This window comes from Ideonella azotifigens (assembly GCF_021043325.1).
In the GTDB taxonomy this organism is placed as follows: Bacteria; Pseudomonadota; Gammaproteobacteria; order Burkholderiales; family Burkholderiaceae_C; genus Ideonella; species Ideonella azotifigens.
On the sequence record NZ_JAJNKD010000002.1, the window covers coordinates 87,900 to 102,938 of the forward strand.

The window sequence follows — 15,039 nt, forward strand, 5'->3', positions numbered from 1 at the left end:
TACTGCTGGCGGATGCCGCTGCGTTTAGCCGACTTGCGCACTGCGCGATTCCGTGAACCACTCGCCTCTCTTCAATGCGTCACCGGGGTGACGCAAGGCGCGCGGCCGTCACCAACCCCCGCCCCGCCTGCCAGCCCAGCGTGAAGGCTTCCTCGAACACGGAGTAGCCGGCCAGGTCGGCATGGGCGAAGCGCAGGCGGCCGGCGGCCTGGCGCAGCGCCTCGCGGGCCGGCTGGCTGCGGGTGCCGGGCACGGGGATGCTCATCGCGTGGCCCCAGCGCATCAGGTCGGCCTGCTGAAGCTTGGACGCCAGGTCCGGGTGCGGCGGTGCGAGCTGGCGCACGATCTCTGCCGTCCAGTGCTCGGCACTGCCGGCCAGCATTTCGGGGCGACGGGTCTCGGGCAGCGCGCAGTAGGCTGTGAGCAGTTGCGGGCCGGCCAGGCCGGTGTCGGGACGCAGGCTCTGGTGCTGCGCGTCCACGTAGCCCAGCGACAGGCTGCTGCCGGCCGGCGCGAAAGCCACGTTGTCCCATGAAGACGGGGCGCCGAGGCGGTTCAGCAGTGGCGCTTTCAGCAACAGATTGGCCACCAGCCAGGGCGCGTAGCGGGTACCCGCCGCGGCCTGCTGCAGCGCGCTGACGAGCGGCGCGTCCAGCCCGGCCACGATGCGGCTGGCGATGAACAGCGGCAGCGCCAGCACCACCGCGTCGGCCGTCCAGGCTTCGGCCTGGCCTGCAGTTTCGTCCCAGGCCAGCACCTGCACGCCATGCTTCTGCAGCTCGACCCGCAGCACGGTGCGGCCGGTGCACAGCCGCGGCTTCAGCGGCTCGGCCAGTTCGCGCACCAGCCAGGCGTTGCCTTCAGGCCAGGTGAACACGGCGTCGCGCTCGGCACTGTCGTCGCCCGGCGCATGGAAGCCGTGGCGGCTGGCGAAGTAGTGCAGGCCGGCCCAGGCGGAGACGGTGTGGATGCCGGCGCCGTAGTCGTCGCGGCAGCAGTAGTCCAGGTAGCCGAGCAGGCGGGTGTCATCCAGTCCGTTGGCCGCAAGCCAGGCGTCGAAGCGTTGCTCGTCCAAGGCCGCGTGGCCGGGCGACCAGCGCACGCGGTGCGTGGGCAGCGCAAAGCCGAGTTCGCGCTGCGCGTGGTCCACCAGTGCGGCAAAGCGGCGGTATTGCGCCAGCGTCGCCGGCCGGCCTTGCGCGGAGGGCAGCAGGCCGTCCTGCCAGGCGCCGTCGATGAACAGCCGCTCCTGCGGGCTGTGGCAAAGGTATCGCTCGTTGGCATGCACCCCCGCCGAATCCGAGCGCAGCAGGCCGATGTCGTGCAGCCAGGCGCTGACCTCGTAGGTGCTCTCTCCCGGCACCGGCAGGTAATGCGCGCCCAGCGGGCAAGCGAGGCCGGCGACGATGTGTCCGCGGCTGTTGCCACCGGCCTGGTCTTCCAGCTCCAGCAGCTGCGCGTCCGCATGGCCGGCATGGTCCAGCGCGTGCAGCGCCGACAGCCCGGCCACGCCACCGCCGATCACCAGCACGCCTGCGCGGCGCTGCACCGCTGCCACCGGGAGCGAGCCGGACTTCAGCGTTCTCAAGCGGTGGCCACGCTCGAAGGACGCGCCGACCCAGCGGCTGACGGGCGCCTCTTGCGCGCGTTCGCAGCCTTGGAGCCACGGCAAGGCCGCGGCACCAGCCAACACCGCGCGACGCCGCATCAATGCACCTGCCCCCACTCTTCCTCGAAGGTCTGCACCAGCACCTGGTTGGACAGCCGGTTTGGTTCAGCTGGCACGCGCGCCATGTCGGGCGGGAAGTCGAACAGCGCGGGCAGGCCGGGCAGTGTCAGGAAACGCAGGCCGGCGGGCAGCGCGGTGGGCGTGTGCCACGGCCGGCGGCTGGCCAGGATGTAGCCCCATTCGCCGAAGCTGGGCACGTGGGCGTGGTACGGCGTGATGGTCAGGCCCGCTGCCTCCAGCGTGCTGGCCACCGTCCAGAAGCTCTTGCGCGCGATCAGCGGCGAGGTGGTCTGCACCACGGCGTAGCCGCCCGCGGCCAGGTGCTGGTCCACCAGCTCGTAGAAGCTGGTGGTGTAGAGCTTGCCGAGCGCGAAGTTGCTGGGGTCGGGGAAGTCGATGACGATGACGTCGAAGCTCTCATCATGCGCGGCCAGCCAGCCGAAGGCGTCGTCGTTGACGACCTTGAGCTTGGGCGAATTGAGGGCGTTGTGGTTCAGCGCAGTCAGCAGCGGCTCGGTGCGGAACAGCTGCGTCATCTTCGGGTCCAGGTCCACCAGCGTGACCTGCTCGACCGAGGGGTACTTCAGGATCTCGCGCGCGGCCATGCCGTCGCCCCCGCCCAGCACCAGCACGCGCCTGGGCGCACCCTGCGCGGCCATGGCCGGGTGCACCAGTGCCTCGTGGTAGCGGTACTCGTCCTTGGAGTGGAACTGCAGGTTGCCGTTGAGGAACAGCCGGATGCCGGCGCGACTGCGGGTGACGACCACGCGCTGGTAGGCGCTGGTCTCGCGCAGCAGGATGGCCTCACCGTAGAAGCGGTCCTCGGCCCAGGTGGTCAGCTGCTCGGCGCCGGCCATGGCCGCGAGCAGCGCCAGCAGCACGCCGGCACAGGCCAGCGCATGCGCGCGCCAGGCCCGCAGCTGGGCGCGGAACATCCACAGCGCCCAGACGGCCACCACCGCGTTCAGCAGGCCGAAGAAGATGCCCGTGCGGATCAGCCCCAGGTGCGGCACCAGCAGCAGCGGGAAGGCCACGGCGACGACCAGCGCGCCCAGGTAATCGAAGGTCAGCACCTGCGAGACCAGGTCCTTCAGGCCGTAGCGCTGGCTGAACTGGCGCTTCAGGATGCGCATGACCAGCGGGATCTCCAGCCCGACCAGCACGCCCACCAGCCCGACCAGGCCGTACAGCAGCACGCGGAACGAGGCGCCGGCCGTGGGCGGCAGGCTGGCATGCGAGGCGAACAGCGCCGCCGGCATCAGCCCGCCAACCAGGCCCACCAGCAGCTCCACGCGCAGGAAGTTCGCCACCAGCTGGCGCTCCACGTACCGGCTCAGCCACGAGCCCAGCCCCATCGCGAACAGGTAGCCGCCAATGATGGTGGAGAACTGCAGCACCGAGTCGCCGAGCAGGTAGCTGGCGAGCGCACCAGCGGCGAGTTCATAGACAAGACCGCAGGCCGCGATGACAAAAACGGATGCGAGCAGCAGCACTTCGGCCGGCTGCACACGGCCCGATTCAGGCACCTCTTCGTGCAGAGGCTCCAGAACGTTCATCCGTGGATGGCGGCGGCCACGATTTGCCCGATCGCGATGAACATGCCCGCCACGACGATGCCCAGCGCCACGTTCTTGTGCTCGACGATCTCTTCCCACAGCTTGTACGGGGTGAGCTTGTCGATGACGGCAAAGCTGATCCACAGCACCAGCACGCCGATCACCGCGTACAGCACCGAGCCCAGCACCACGTCCGGGTGCAGCCATTCGAGGTTCATCGTGTTTTCTCCAAGGAAGTGAGGACGGCAGTGGTCATTTGTGACCGCCTCCGCCGCTGGAATAACCGCCAAACGAACCGCCCCCGCCGCCGACGAACACGCCGCCATGGCTGCGCTGGTTCTGCCGGCATTGCTGGTACTCGGCACTGGCCTCGCCAAAGGTGGCGCGCTGCTGGGCGCAATCGTCGCTGCTGCTGCAGCGGGTCATCAGCAGGATCACGACGATCACCACCACCAGGATGATCACGCCCTGGCTGAGCCCGCCAACGCCTTTGCTGCCGGTGAGGCTGGACAGCGGCGAGGCATCGCTGCGCAGCGCCGCGGCCTGCGGGCCGGTCAGCCCAAAGGCCTTGGCGACCGCATCCGCCGGCAAGGCCTTGCCCAGCGACCAGACGACCTCGTTGGCCGTGCGCTCGCTCGAGAGCATGGCGCCACCGGGGCCGTCGTAATCGGTGACCTCGGCGCGCTCCTCGCGCTGCACGCGCCAATAGAACTCGCCCAGCACCCAGGTGACCTTGGCCTGGTAGCGGTAACGCTGCTTGAAGCGCGTCGCTTCCAGACGGGCGGTGCTGCCCTGCACCACCGGCGCGCCGGTCAGCGGTCGCACCCAGCTCCAGCCGTCTTCGGCATCGACCAGGAAGGCGAAGCCTGCCGTGCGGTGATAGAGCAGGTACTCGCGCCAGAAGGTCTGCTCGTCGTCGTCGCCCGGCGCGGGCAGGTCGCAGCGCTCCTGGTAGCCGACGACCTGCCAGTCCAGTTCGCCCTCGGCGCCCAAGGCCAGCTTGCCGATGCGGCCCAGCGGGATCTGCGGCTGCAGGTTGCCGGGGCCGCTGTTGTTCTGCGCGTAGAAGGCCAGGTCGGCACCCGGCCCCTTGGACACGTCCACCACGGCCTTGCACTGCGGACAGCTCACGCTTTGCGTGGTCGACAGGCTCAGCGTGATCGCAAAGCCGCAGCTGGGGCAGCTGAAGCCCTTGCTGCCGAGCGTCTTCTCGTTTTCCTCGCGCAGGCCGCGCAGCTTCAGCTCGGACAGCGCGACCGAGCGGCCGATGGACCATTGCAGCTGGCCGGCCTCGGCGTCGTCCAGCGTGCCGACCTCGCCGCGCTCGCTGCGCAGGTCGGCGACCGTGAATTCGCCTTCGAGCTTGGGCGGCCGCGGCAGCTCACCCTGCGCGGCCAGCAGCGACGCGCGCTGCACCGAGGCCACGCTCCATGCCTGGCCGGCCAGCAGCCGGCGCTCGCCGGGGTAGAGCTCGTTCAGTTGGGGAGTGTCGGGCGGCAGCGGCTGATCGAAAGCCAGCACGTAGGCGCCGTTGTCCTCGCTGAGCCAGGCCACACGCGGCGTCGCATCGGCGCCCGCATCGAACAGCGCATGCCACTCGTTCCAGGTGCCGGCTTCATAGCGGTACTGCAGCCGCCCGACCAGCGTGAACGGCACGCCCTGGTACTGGCCGCAGGCGCCGAGCTGAAGGGGAGAGTGGTCGTCGAACAGCTCGGCGCTGACGCCGATGCGGCGCAGCGCCTCGCCGTCGCGCACCAGCGTGCTGCGGCAGAAGCTGCAAACCGCGCTGGCCGACGCGGCCGACGCAAACTCGACCGGCGCACCGCAATTCGGGCACGCGGCACGGTAGACGCGCTGGGACCGCCCAGGCGCCGCGGGAGGACTGCCGGTTGCCACGAACTCAGGTCAGCTTTTTGAGCAGTTCCGTCTTCTTGGCAAGGAACTCTTCGTCTGTCAGGATGCCCTTGGCCTTCAGGTCGCCCAGTCTTTCCAGCAGCGCCATCACGTCGTCTGCCGAAGCCGCGACGGCAGGCGATGCCGCGGCCACCGCTGGCGCCCCGGTGACCGCAGGGCCAACGCCGCCCAGGCCCTGGCCCAACTGCTGCGCCAGCACCTGGCCCAGCGCCACGCCGGCGCCCAGGCCCATCGCGTCGCCAGCAATGCCGCCGCCCTGGCCGGCGCCTTCGGCAAATTTCGGAATCGCCTGCGCCGTCTGGTACTGCATGAACTTGCCCATGTCGTTGCCGACCATGCCCATGCCGATCTTCTGGTCCAGGATCTTCTGCAGCTCCTCGGGCAGCGACACGCTTTGCAGCGTCACGCCTTCCAGCTTCAGGCCCAGCGCCTCGAAGGACGGAGCGGTTGCATCTCGCAGTTGCTTGGCAAACTCGATCTGGTTGGCCGCCAGGTCCAGGAAGGGGATGCCGCTTTGCGCCACCGCGTCGCTGATGTGCTGCAGCATCAGGCCGCGCAGCTGACCATCCAGGTCTTCAACCGTGTAGCGGTCGCGCGTGCCGGAGATCTCGGTGTGGAACAGCTTCGGGTCCGCGATGCGGTAGGCGTAGTTGCCGAAGGCGCGCAGGCGCACCGCGCCGAAGTCCTTGTCGCGGATCGTGATCGGCTGGCTGGTGCCCCAGCGCTGGTCGATCTGCTGGCGGGTGCTGAAGAAGTAGACGTCGCTCTTGAACGGGCTCTGGAACAGCTTGTCCCAGTTCTTCAGGTAGGTCAGCACCGGCAGCGTCTGCGTGGTCAGCTTGTGCATGCCGGGGCCGAAGACGTCGGCGATCTTGCCTTCGTTGACGAACACCGCCATCTGGCTCTCGCGCACCGTCAGCGAGCCGCCGTACTGGATTTCGTTGCCCGCCATCGGGTAGCGCCAGGCCAGCGTGCCGTCGCCGGACTCGGTCCACTCCAGGATGTCAATGAACTGTTTCTTGATGAAATCCATCAAACCCATGACAGCACCCCCTTCTGGCTTCGCAGCACGGCCCGATTGCCGGCGCGGCGAATAATACGCGCGAGGGCGCTGCCGTCCAGCGCCCTCGCTCGATTGCCTGTTGTTCGCTTGACCTGATTGACCCGCCGCTCATGCACGACCCCGCCGAAACCGCCCCCCTCGAAGCACTGAGCCCCACATCGCCGCAAACGGTACCTTCCCAGCCTGTGCGCCTGGCGGTGATCGGCGCCGGGCCGGCCGGGCTGACGCTGGCCTTGCTCGCCAGCACGCGCTGGCCGGAGGTGCAGGTCACGGTGTTCGATGCCCGAGCAGCCGACAAGGACGTCTCGGCCGATCCGCGCACGCTGGCGCTGTCGCTGGGCAGCGTGCAGCTGCTGCAGCAGCTTTGCACCTGGCCGGCCGAGCTGGCGCAGCCGATCACGCAGGTGCATGTCTCGCAGGCGGCGCCCAACCTGCTGCGCGGCCTGCTGCCCAAGCTGAACCTGCCCCAGGCCGAGGTGCGCATTCGCGCCGACGAGCAGGCCGTGCCGATGCTGGGCGCGGTGCTGGCCTATGGCCAACTGGTGGCACCGCTGCAGGCGGCGTGGGCGGCACGCTGCGCGGCCGAGCCTGCCCGCCACCGCATGTGCTTTGGCACACCGGTGCAGGCGCTGAAGGATGTGGCCGGCGGCGTGGAGGTGGACGCTGGCACGGCAGAGACCTTCGACCTGGCGGTGGTGGCCGAAGGCGGCGTGTTTGCCGAGCAAGCGCGCAAGGCCGTGAGCCGCGATTACCAGCAGACCGCCTGGGTCGGCAGCGTGACGCTGGACGGCCATGCGCCGACCGGCGCTGCCTTCGAGCGCTTCACGCGCCACGGCCCTGTCGCCCTGCTGCCGCTGAAGCCGGCGGCGGACGGCACGGCGCGCGCGTCGCTGGTCTGGTGCGTGGACAGCCGCGACGATCCGGTCGCCCCGCTGGACGCGACGCAGCGTCGCATCGTGCTGAACACCTTGCTGTCGGATGCCGCGGGCCAGGTGCTGTTGGTGGGCCCGCTGAAGTCGTTTGCGCTGGGCTTGAATGCCGAGCGTGGGCTGGTGACCGGCCGGCAGGTGCGCATTGGCAATGCGGCGCAAACCTTGCACCCGGTCGCCGGCCAGGGCCTGAACCTGGGCCTGCGGGACGCCTGGTCGCTGGTGCACACCTTGCGCGGCGCGGCCGACCTGGACGCCGCGCTGCGCCGTGTCGCCTGGGCCCGCGCGCCGGACCGCTGGAGCATGATCGCCGCGACCGATTTCCTGGCCCGCAGCTTCACCTGGCAACTGCCAGGCCTGGCCACCGCGCGCGGCCTGGGCCTGGCCGCGCTGCAGGCCTTGCCGCCCATCAAATCGGCACTGGCCCGGCAGATGATGTTCGGCCGCCGCTGACCGCCGCCTGATCAAGGCATGGCGCGGACCAGCGCCGGGCCGCTCCCAAGCGGTCCGTGCACCCTCTCGGAGGGTGGCTTCACGTACCCGTGAGGCCGGGTGTCCCGCTCCAACGCGGACCAGCGCCGGGCCGCCCCAAGCGGTCCGTGCACCCTCTCGGAGGGTGGTCTCACGTACCCGTGAGACCGGGTGCGCCATCTACATCAGTCCACTCGGAACATCAGGCGCAACCAGCTGGTCGTGCCTTCGGACTTGTTGCGCACCAGGAATTCCGGCAGCACCTTGACCTCGGCACCCCAGCGGCCGTCTTCGGACGAATAGCCCACCGCCGGGCCTGCGGCCAGCACCTGGGCCTTGTTGCCATCGGCCGCGACGCCCTCGCCCTTGTCCTTGGTGAACTGCTTGAGGAAGTAGCCTTGCAGGCCGGCGCGCCAGCTGTCGTTGACGCGGTACATCAGCGAGTAGTCGGCATGCACGTACTGGCCGGACTTGTAGTCGGTCGCGGTGTTTTCGGTGTTGATCGAATAGGTCACGCGGGTGCCGAATTCCAGGCCGTTTTCCCAGGCGCGGCCATACAGGAAGCCGGGGCGGATCGTCCAGAACTTGCCGGCGCCTGGGTTGATGGCGCGGCTGGACTTGTAGTCGCCGGTGGGCGCCACCAGCGCGGCCAGCAGCACCAGGCGCGACTCGTCGTCCTGGAAGTCGACAAACGGCGCGATCTCGGTGTCGCCCAGGCCGGTCTGCGAACCGGAATTGGCCGCGGCCACGCCGTTGAGCTGGGCCTGGATGGCGCTGGCCATCGAGCTGGGGAAGCCGGCCGGGAAGCGGCCGGTGGCTGTCGTGTGCACGTCCAGGTCAATGATGGGCAGCGTGACCGACACGCCCAGCCTGCCGTCGCCCAGGTGCGCTTCGCTGACCCAGGTCAGGCGCGGCACGAGCACGTTGGCGCTGATCTTGCCGCCGCGCACCGCGGACACACCATTGCCGAGATCGGTGACCTGGTCGTCGCCGTCGCCGTTGCGGAACTTCGTGGCCTCGTAGTGCTGGGCCCAGACCTGCCCATACAAGCCCGGCAACTGGGGCAGCGTCATTTCCTGGCCTGGTGCGCCCAGCAAGGCGCGCAGCTGCTGATTTTCCGTGGCCTGCGCGGACAAGCCGATGGCCGCCAAAGTCAGGATGAATGCAGATCGCACCGGTTGATAGCGCATATGGAAAGCTCTGTGGTGTTTTAAAAGCAAGGGCGAGAAGATACCTTGGGATGTGTCATTGCGTTAGTGGTTGTGACACCGGTTGTATTGAAGTTGCCACTTGTTGCCGTGACGCACGCCGCATCTCCATGAAGTTGACGGATGAACGCCGTCGCGACGCGGCCCAAAACCAGACATGATTCGGGACATGAGTACTTTCACGCGCAGGGATTGCATGGGTTTGGCGCTGACCGGGCTGGCCGGCTGGCCGGTGTTGGGCCATGCCGCTGATGCGCCAGCGGCCTCTTCCGCCGCGCCGACCGCGCCGGTGGAAATCGAGGGTTTCAAGTTCGAGCCCAGCGCCACCGTCGCCGGCAAGCCCTTGCTGCTGAACGGCGCCACCGTCTCGCTGATCCTCTCGGTGCGCACCACCGTGGTCGCGCTGTACCTGCCGCACAAGCAGACCACGCCCGAAGCCGCGCTGGCCGAACCCGGCGCCAAGCGCCTGTGCTTCTACAGCATGCGCGAGGTCTCGGCCAAGGACCTGTCCAACACCTTCCTCGACCGGCTGCGGCAGAACGCGGCCAGCGAGGAAATCGCCGCCAACTTCATCGCCATCGCCCAGTTCGGCTCGGCCTTCAGCAACCGCAGCAAGCTGGTGCGCGGCGACTTCGTGGTGATGGATTTCAATCCCACCACCAACCTGACCGAGATGACGCTCAACGGCCAGAAGGTGGGCGACGCGATGCAGGGCGAAAGCTTCTTCCGCATGCTGATGAAGATCTGGATGGGGCCGAAAGTGCGGCCGGCCACGCGCCGCGGGCTGCTGGGCGACAGCAACGCCACAGCCGCCTGAAGCGGGCACTCAGCTTCGCCACGCACGCCGGGCCTGTCCCGGCGTTTTTCATGGTGGCCGCGATCTCCGTGCAGATTCGCACACCGGCCGCAGCGCATCGGGATTTGCGCGCATCAACCCGGCCCCGGTGCGACCGAAAGCAAGGGAATCCCTTTCCGTGCCGGAGGCCGCCTTGTCCCATTTCGATCTCTATGTCCAGCAAGCCACCACCTTGCCGGCAATGCCGGAAGTGGCCCGCAAGCTGCTGAACTCCTTCGACCGCGACGACCTGTCGCTGGGCGAGTTGTCCCAGCTGATCGGCCGCGACCAGTCGCTGGCCGCCAAGGTGCTGCGGCTGGCCAACTCGGCGCGCTACTCGCCTTCGCACACGGTCAGCACGCTGAACGACGCCGCCGCCTCGCTGGGCCTGCGCACGCTGCGCGACCTGACCCTGTCGGCCTGCATGACGGGCGCGTTCCCGAAGATGGACGGCTTCGACCGCGTGGGCTTCTGGCGCTCGACGCTGGCGGTGGCCGCGTATTCGCAAGCCCTGGCACCGGCGCTGGATGCGGACCCGGACACGGCCTACCTTGGCGGCTTGGTGGTGCGCACAGGGCAGATCCTGATGACGATGGCCGAGCCGGCTGCAATGGCCGAAGTGACGCGCCATGCCCGCGCGCCGGACAGCCGCATCGGCTTCGAGGCCACGCTGCTGGGCTGCAGCCATCCGCAGGTCAGCGCCGAGCTGGCCCGCCACTGGCAGTTCCCGCAAGCGCTGGTCGCCGCCTTCAGCGCGGCAGCCGACCCGATGGCCGCCCGCCCGTTCTGCCGCCTGGGTGTGGTGCTGCGCCTGGCCAGCGTGGTCTGCGACGCCGCCGAAATCCAGGTCGACCCGATCGAGAGCCTGCGCACCACGCAGGCCGCACTGATCAACCATGTGAACCTGGACCTGGCATGGGTGAAAGCGCATCTGCCCGATCATCGCCTGGCCACTGCCGGCGCAGACGCGCTGATGCACTGAAGGGACGCCAGCTGCACGGCCGCCTTGGACGGCCTGCCACTGACCGTTCGCCCTGATTGCCTGCTTCCTGATGGCCTGAAACCAACTCGGCCGGCGAGATTGATCGATTTGCCACCTACTCTTGGCAAATTGCGCCGAAGACCGAGCGTTATGGGCGCAATGCCTGCTTCTTGTTGGCCGCCGGCCTGCGGAAAATTCAACCACCCCGGCGCTCCCCGCGCCACCGGCAGGCCCGCACGCCCCGCGCTGCGAGGCCAATGACGCGCCCATCGCGCGCGTCCGGGCGCCTGCTTGCAACCTCTGCAGCCAGCCCGTTTCCAAAGCCGGCAAAGCAATCGAGACAAGGCAGAGACATCATGGTGAACTACATCGGCGTGGCCGACATCCAGCAATTGGTGCGCGCCATCGGCGCTGCGTCCTTCATCGAACAACTGGCTGGCGAGATCGAGACCGACTACCGGCGCTGGGCCCAGTTCGAGAAGTCGGCCCGAGTGGCCAGCCACTCCTCGGTCGGCGTGATCGAACTGATGCCGGCCAGCGACGGCCAGCTCTACGCCTTCAAGTACGTCAACGGCCACCCCAAGAACACGGCGGAAGGCCTGCTCACCGTGACGGCCTTTGGCGTGCTGGCGGACGTGAACACCGGTTATCCGCTGCTGCTCTCGGAGCTGACGGTGACCACCGCGCTGCGCACCGCGGCCATGTCGGCGCTGGCGGCCAGGTGGATGGCCCGCCCGGACAGCCGCTCGATGGCGCTGATCGGCAACGGTGCGCAGAGCGAATTCCAGGCCCTGGCCTTCCACCGCATGCTGGGCATCCGCGAGCTGCGGCTGTACGACGTAGACCCGCTGGCCACCGCCAAGCTGGAGCAGAACCTGCGCTCGCTGCCCGAGCTGGCCGGCCTGCGCCTGGTGCGCGCAGCCAGCGTGGCCGAGGCAGTGCGCGGCGCCGACATCGTCACCACCGTGACGGCCGACAAGCGCAACGCGGTGATCCTGACCAAGGACATGATCGAGCCGGGCATGCACCTCAACGCGGTGGGAGGTGACTGCCCCGGCAAGACCGAGCTGGCGCGCGAAATCCTGCTGCGGTCGGACGCCCGCGTGATCGTCGAATACGAGCCGCAGTCCCGCGTCGAAGGCGAGATCCAGCAGCTGCCGGCCAACTTCCCGGTGATCGAGTTTGCCAACGTGGTCGCCAGCGGCCAGACGGCGCGCCGAAGCGCCGCCGAAGTCACGATCTTCGACTCGGTCGGCTTTGCGCTGGAAGACTTCTCGGCGCTGCGCTTCCTGCACCAGTTGCTTGGCAGCGGCCTGCACGGCACGCGCCAGATCGACCTGGTGCCGCGGCTGGACGACCCGAAGGACTTGTTTGGCGGCACGCTGGGCAGCGCCGCAGCCGGGCCGGCGCGCCTGCGTCGCGTCGCCTGAGGACGGGCCGGCCCGCCTGCTCGACGGCCTGCCGACAGCTTCGTGCCGAATTCCATATGCAATCCATATGGGTCCGGTTTCAGAATCTGTCGCACTGCAGCAATACCGCTGTAAGCGACAACATTGACTGGAGGGCCCCATGGCTGCTCTGACCGGATTCCACGCCCTGCCGCTGTCGGCAGTCAGCGCCCCGCCGCTGCGCGACGAAGGCTTCACCACCGCCAAGCTGACCGATCCCGCGCTCAGCCTGCTGACCGACCTGTCGCACGCGCCCTGCGTGATGGCCGACCACCTCGACGGCCTGGATTCGACCATCCACACAATGGTGCGCGCCCATGTGCACATGGCCTTCGTGACCGGCGTGGACGAGCAGGTGGTGGGCATGATTACCACCGACGACCTGCAGGGCGAGCGCCCGATGCAGCGCGCCCAGGCCGATCATGTGCGCTTCCAGGACCTGACGCTGGAACAGCTGATGACCCCGGTCTCGCAATGGCAGGTGCTGACCTCCGCACAGGTGGCTCACGCCCGCGTCGGCGACATCGTCTCGACGCTGCGCGAACACGGCCTGCGTTACCTGCTGGTGGTGAACCCCGGCACGCCGCGCCCGGTGCTGCACGGCATCTTCTCGGCTCGCCGCCTCGAAACCGCGCTGGGCATGGACCTGCGCAGCGACCTGCACGCCCGCAGCTTCGCCGAGCTGGAATCGCTCATCGGGCATTAGGAATGGGGCACCCGGTCTCGCGAATACGCGAGACCACCCGCCGGGCGGGTTGCGGGGCCGCTTGGGGCGGCCCGGCGCTGCCCCCGTGACATGGGGCACCCGGTCTCGCGAGTACGCGAAACCACCCGCCGGGCGGGTTGGCGGGGCCGCTTGGGGCGGCCCGGCGCTGGCCCCGTGACATGGGGCACCCGGTCTCGCGAGTACGCGAGACCACCCGCCGGGCGGGTTGCGGGGCCGCTTGGGGCGGCCCGGCGCTGGCCCCGCGTGACATGGGGCACCCGGCCTCGCGACTACGCGAGACCACCCGCCCGGCGCGCGAGACGCGCGGGCGCCACAGCCGGCATTCACCGTCGATTTGCATGATCGCAAAACGGGTTCGATGCCTTACGCTTCGGCCATGCCCATACGCCGCATCACCGGCCCGTACGCGGGCCACTACGTCGCCGCCCGGGCCGAGTACCGGCACGGTGGCTGGCAAGGTTTCGCCAAGGTGTTCGACTACCGCCCGGTGGCCGGTGCCGACTTCGACACCGCGCCCGGCGCGGTGGCAGACGTGGTCGGCAGTTGGGTCGAAGCGCCCAGCGAGCTGGACGCGGTGCAGAGCGCCGAACGCGTCGCCCGCAACTTCATCGCACAGCTGACCGAAGACGACGCCTGAACGGGGCTCCGCTCAGCCCGGCAGCTGGTACTCGAAGCACCAGTAGTAGCTCAGCCCGGCCAGCGCTGTCGGGTTCGGCAAGGGCCTGCCCATGCCATCGATCAGCGCGACCAGCTCTTCACGGCTCGGGAAGTTCTTCAGCACCCGGTGCGTCGAGCCATCGGCCAGCCGACGCGCCTGGTAGCTGTCGCCAGCGGCATCGATCTCGCTGATCGCATGGTTGCTGCCGGCGACAAACTGGTTGTCGATCAGCAGCACGCGGGCGCCCGGCGCCAGGCAGCAGTGCAGGCCTTGCAGGAATTCGCGGCGGCGCGCGATGGGCACATGCGAGAACCAGAAGCCTGCAAACGCCGCGTCCAGCCCGCGCCAGTCTTCGGGCAGCGCATAGGCATCGCCCTCGCGGAACGTGACCCGGTCCGGCGCCACGCGCTGCTGCGCGATCGCCATCGTCTCGGGTGACGCATCCAGCGCCAGCACATGCTTTGCCGCCGGCGCGATGAACTGGGTCCAGAACCCGGTGCCACACGCCACCTCCAGCACCCGCAAGCCTTCGAAGCGCCTCGGCAGCTCGGCTTGCAGCAGGGCAATGTCGGCCTGCCGCTCCGGCTTCTCGTAGACCAGGTCGTACTCGGGCGCACGCGCCGCGTAGTAGCGCTGCATGCCTTGCGCGCTGCCATCGGTTTCGGCCGGTGCCATCAGGCACCTGTTTGACGGGCCGCCGTTCACAGCTTGCGATGCGCCAGTGCCGGCAATTGCACGCGCACGGTGTCGCGCCGGGTCTGCGCAAGGTCGGCGATGGCGATGCCGGGGCCTTCGTCGACGACGGACAGGACTTCGCCCCAGGGGTCGATGACCATGCTGTGGCCCCAGGTGCGGCGGCCGTTTTCGTGTTCGCCGCCTTGCGCACTGGCCAGCACGTAGCACTGGTTCTCGACCGCGCGGGCGCGCAGCAGCAGTTCCCAGTGGTCGCGGCCCGTGGTGTAGGTGAAGGCGGCGGGCACGACGATCAGGTCGCAGAGCGGCTGCATCATCGCGCGGAAAAGCTCGGGGAAGCGCAGGTCGTAGCAGATGGCCAGGCCCACGCGCAGGTCCACCCCGTCCACCTTCGCGTCGAAGGTGGCGGGCGTGTCGCCGGGCTCCAGCACACGCGCTTCGTCGTAGCGCTCCTTGCCGTTGTCGAACGAGAACAGGTGGATCTTGTCGTAGCGGATGACCCGCTCGCCATCCGGGTTCCACACGCAGCAGGCGTTGCGCACGCGGCCCGGCTGCGTGCCATGGATCGGCAGCGTGCCGCCCACCAGCCACAGCCCATGTTCACGCGCCATCGCGGCCAGCGCGTCCTGGATCGGGCCGTGGCCGTCGGCCTCGGCGATGGCCAGCTTGTCGTCGTCGCGCCGGCCCATCAGGCAGAAGTATTCGGGCAGCGCGGCAAGCCGGGCGCCTTGCGCTGCGGCCTGGGCGACCAGCTCGGCGGCAGCGGCGAGATTGCGGTCCACGTCGGGCGTGGCGACCATTTGCAGGGCGGCGATCTTCATGCCGT

At 68.9% G+C, this 15,039-nt stretch carries 14 protein-coding genes; 6 read left to right on the forward strand and 8 right to left on the reverse strand.

Features of this window, described 5'->3' with window-relative positions:
- Nucleotides 1-79: 79 nt before the first annotated feature.
- The 5 genes from LRH25_RS05070 to LRH25_RS05090 are packed head-to-tail and all read right to left on the reverse strand — an operon-like array spanning nucleotide 80 to nucleotide 6,241.
- Nucleotides 80-1,672, reverse strand: a complete 1,593-nt coding sequence (locus LRH25_RS05070; RefSeq protein ID WP_310742410.1) for a flavin monoamine oxidase family protein — start codon at nucleotides 1,670-1,672, stop codon at nucleotides 80-82.
- A 35-nt stretch (nucleotides 1,673-1,707) separates the two neighbouring features.
- On the reverse strand, nucleotides 1,708-3,285 hold the full coding sequence (locus tag LRH25_RS05075) for a polyamine aminopropyltransferase (protein ID WP_231010291.1): 1,578 nt from the start codon (nucleotides 3,283-3,285) through the stop codon (nucleotides 1,708-1,710).
- Complete coding sequence (locus LRH25_RS05080) at nucleotides 3,282-3,503, reverse strand: DUF350 domain-containing protein (protein WP_141291541.1); 222 nt, start codon at nucleotides 3,501-3,503, stop codon at nucleotides 3,282-3,284. The genes LRH25_RS05075 and LRH25_RS05080 overlap by 4 nt, the downstream gene beginning before the upstream one ends.
- 34 nt (nucleotides 3,504-3,537) lie before the next feature.
- Nucleotides 3,538-5,181 (reverse strand): DUF4178 domain-containing protein, encoded by a 1,644-nt coding sequence (locus LRH25_RS05085; RefSeq protein WP_231010292.1) that lies wholly within the window; start codon nucleotides 5,179-5,181, stop codon nucleotides 3,538-3,540.
- A 4-nt stretch (nucleotides 5,182-5,185) separates the two neighbouring features.
- Nucleotides 5,186-6,241 carry an SPFH domain-containing protein gene (locus tag LRH25_RS05090; RefSeq protein WP_231010293.1) on the reverse strand — a complete coding sequence of 352 codons (1,056 nt, stop codon included), beginning with the start codon at nucleotides 6,239-6,241 and terminating at the stop codon, nucleotides 5,186-5,188.
- Nucleotides 6,242-6,372: 131 nt separating this feature from the next.
- On the opposite strand from LRH25_RS05090, the gene LRH25_RS05095 reads away from it, so the two are divergent.
- On the forward strand, nucleotides 6,373-7,644 hold the full coding sequence (locus tag LRH25_RS05095; protein WP_231010294.1) for an FAD-dependent monooxygenase: 1,272 nt from the start codon (nucleotides 6,373-6,375) through the stop codon (nucleotides 7,642-7,644).
- A gap of 203 nt (nucleotides 7,645-7,847) precedes the next feature.
- Here the strand turns inward: LRH25_RS05095 and LRH25_RS05100 are convergent, their stop codons facing one another.
- Nucleotides 7,848-8,852, reverse strand: a complete 1,005-nt coding sequence (locus tag LRH25_RS05100; RefSeq protein ID WP_141289459.1) for a SphA family protein — start codon at nucleotides 8,850-8,852, stop codon at nucleotides 7,848-7,850.
- 187 nt (nucleotides 8,853-9,039) lie between these two features.
- Between LRH25_RS05100 and LRH25_RS05105 the strand changes: the two genes are divergently transcribed.
- The 5 genes from LRH25_RS05105 (at nucleotide 9,040) to LRH25_RS05125 (ending at nucleotide 13,499) form a co-directional block, all read left to right on the forward strand.
- Nucleotides 9,040-9,687: a chalcone isomerase family protein gene (locus LRH25_RS05105; RefSeq protein WP_170200976.1), complete on the forward strand. Its 648-nt coding sequence runs from the start codon at nucleotides 9,040-9,042 to the stop codon at nucleotides 9,685-9,687.
- A 172-nt stretch (nucleotides 9,688-9,859) separates the two neighbouring features.
- Complete coding sequence (locus tag LRH25_RS05110; protein ID WP_141289461.1) at nucleotides 9,860-10,687, forward strand: HDOD domain-containing protein; 828 nt, start codon at nucleotides 9,860-9,862, stop codon at nucleotides 10,685-10,687.
- 356 nt (nucleotides 10,688-11,043) lie between these two features.
- Nucleotides 11,044-12,117, forward strand: a complete 1,074-nt coding sequence (gene ocd / locus LRH25_RS05115; RefSeq protein ID WP_141289462.1) for an ornithine cyclodeaminase — start codon at nucleotides 11,044-11,046, stop codon at nucleotides 12,115-12,117.
- A gap of 139 nt (nucleotides 12,118-12,256) precedes the next feature.
- On the forward strand, nucleotides 12,257-12,841 hold the full coding sequence (locus tag LRH25_RS05120; protein ID WP_141289463.1) for a CBS domain-containing protein: 585 nt from the start codon (nucleotides 12,257-12,259) through the stop codon (nucleotides 12,839-12,841).
- Nucleotides 12,842-13,238: 397 nt separating this feature from the next.
- Nucleotides 13,239-13,499 carry a hypothetical protein gene (locus tag LRH25_RS05125; protein ID WP_141291766.1) on the forward strand — a complete coding sequence of 87 codons (261 nt, stop codon included), beginning with the start codon at nucleotides 13,239-13,241 and terminating at the stop codon, nucleotides 13,497-13,499.
- Nucleotides 13,500-13,511: 12 nt separating this feature from the next.
- Here LRH25_RS05125 and LRH25_RS05130 read toward each other — a convergent pair whose 3' ends face one another.
- Nucleotides 13,512-14,195 carry a class I SAM-dependent methyltransferase gene (locus tag LRH25_RS05130; protein ID WP_141291768.1) on the reverse strand — a complete coding sequence of 228 codons (684 nt, stop codon included), beginning with the start codon at nucleotides 14,193-14,195 and terminating at the stop codon, nucleotides 13,512-13,514.
- 26 nt (nucleotides 14,196-14,221) lie between these two features.
- Nucleotides 14,222-15,034: a carbon-nitrogen hydrolase family protein gene (locus LRH25_RS05135; protein ID WP_231010295.1), complete on the reverse strand. Its 813-nt coding sequence runs from the start codon at nucleotides 15,032-15,034 to the stop codon at nucleotides 14,222-14,224.
- Between the last annotated feature and the right edge of the window lie 5 nt (nucleotides 15,035-15,039).

Bases quoted from the DNA above. Each gene is read 5' to 3' on its own strand.
- LRH25_RS05075 (WP_231010291.1), bottom strand. From the start codon at position 3,285: ATGAACGTTCTGGAGCCTCTGCACGAAGAGGTGCCTGAATCGGGCCGT.
- LRH25_RS05080 (WP_141291541.1), bottom strand. From the start codon at position 3,503: ATGAACCTCGAATGGCTGCACCCGGACGTGGTGCTGGGCTCGGTGCTG.
- LRH25_RS05090 (WP_231010293.1), bottom strand. From the start codon at position 6,241: ATGGGTTTGATGGATTTCATCAAGAAACAGTTCATTGACATCCTGGAG.
- LRH25_RS05095 (WP_231010294.1), top strand. From the start codon at position 6,373: ATGCACGACCCCGCCGAAACCGCCCCCCTCGAAGCACTGAGCCCCACA.
- LRH25_RS05100 (WP_141289459.1), bottom strand. From the start codon at position 8,852: ATGCGCTATCAACCGGTGCGATCTGCATTCATCCTGACTTTGGCGGCC.
- LRH25_RS05105 (WP_170200976.1), top strand. From the start codon at position 9,040: ATGAGTACTTTCACGCGCAGGGATTGCATGGGTTTGGCGCTGACCGGG.
- ocd (WP_141289462.1), top strand. From the start codon at position 11,044: ATGGTGAACTACATCGGCGTGGCCGACATCCAGCAATTGGTGCGCGCC.
- LRH25_RS05120 (WP_141289463.1), top strand. From the start codon at position 12,257: ATGGCTGCTCTGACCGGATTCCACGCCCTGCCGCTGTCGGCAGTCAGC.
- LRH25_RS05125 (WP_141291766.1), top strand. From the start codon at position 13,239: ATGCCCATACGCCGCATCACCGGCCCGTACGCGGGCCACTACGTCGCC.
- LRH25_RS05130 (WP_141291768.1), bottom strand. From the start codon at position 14,195: ATGGCACCGGCCGAAACCGATGGCAGCGCGCAAGGCATGCAGCGCTAC.
- LRH25_RS05135 (WP_231010295.1), bottom strand. From the start codon at position 15,034: ATGAAGATCGCCGCCCTGCAAATGGTCGCCACGCCCGACGTGGACCGC.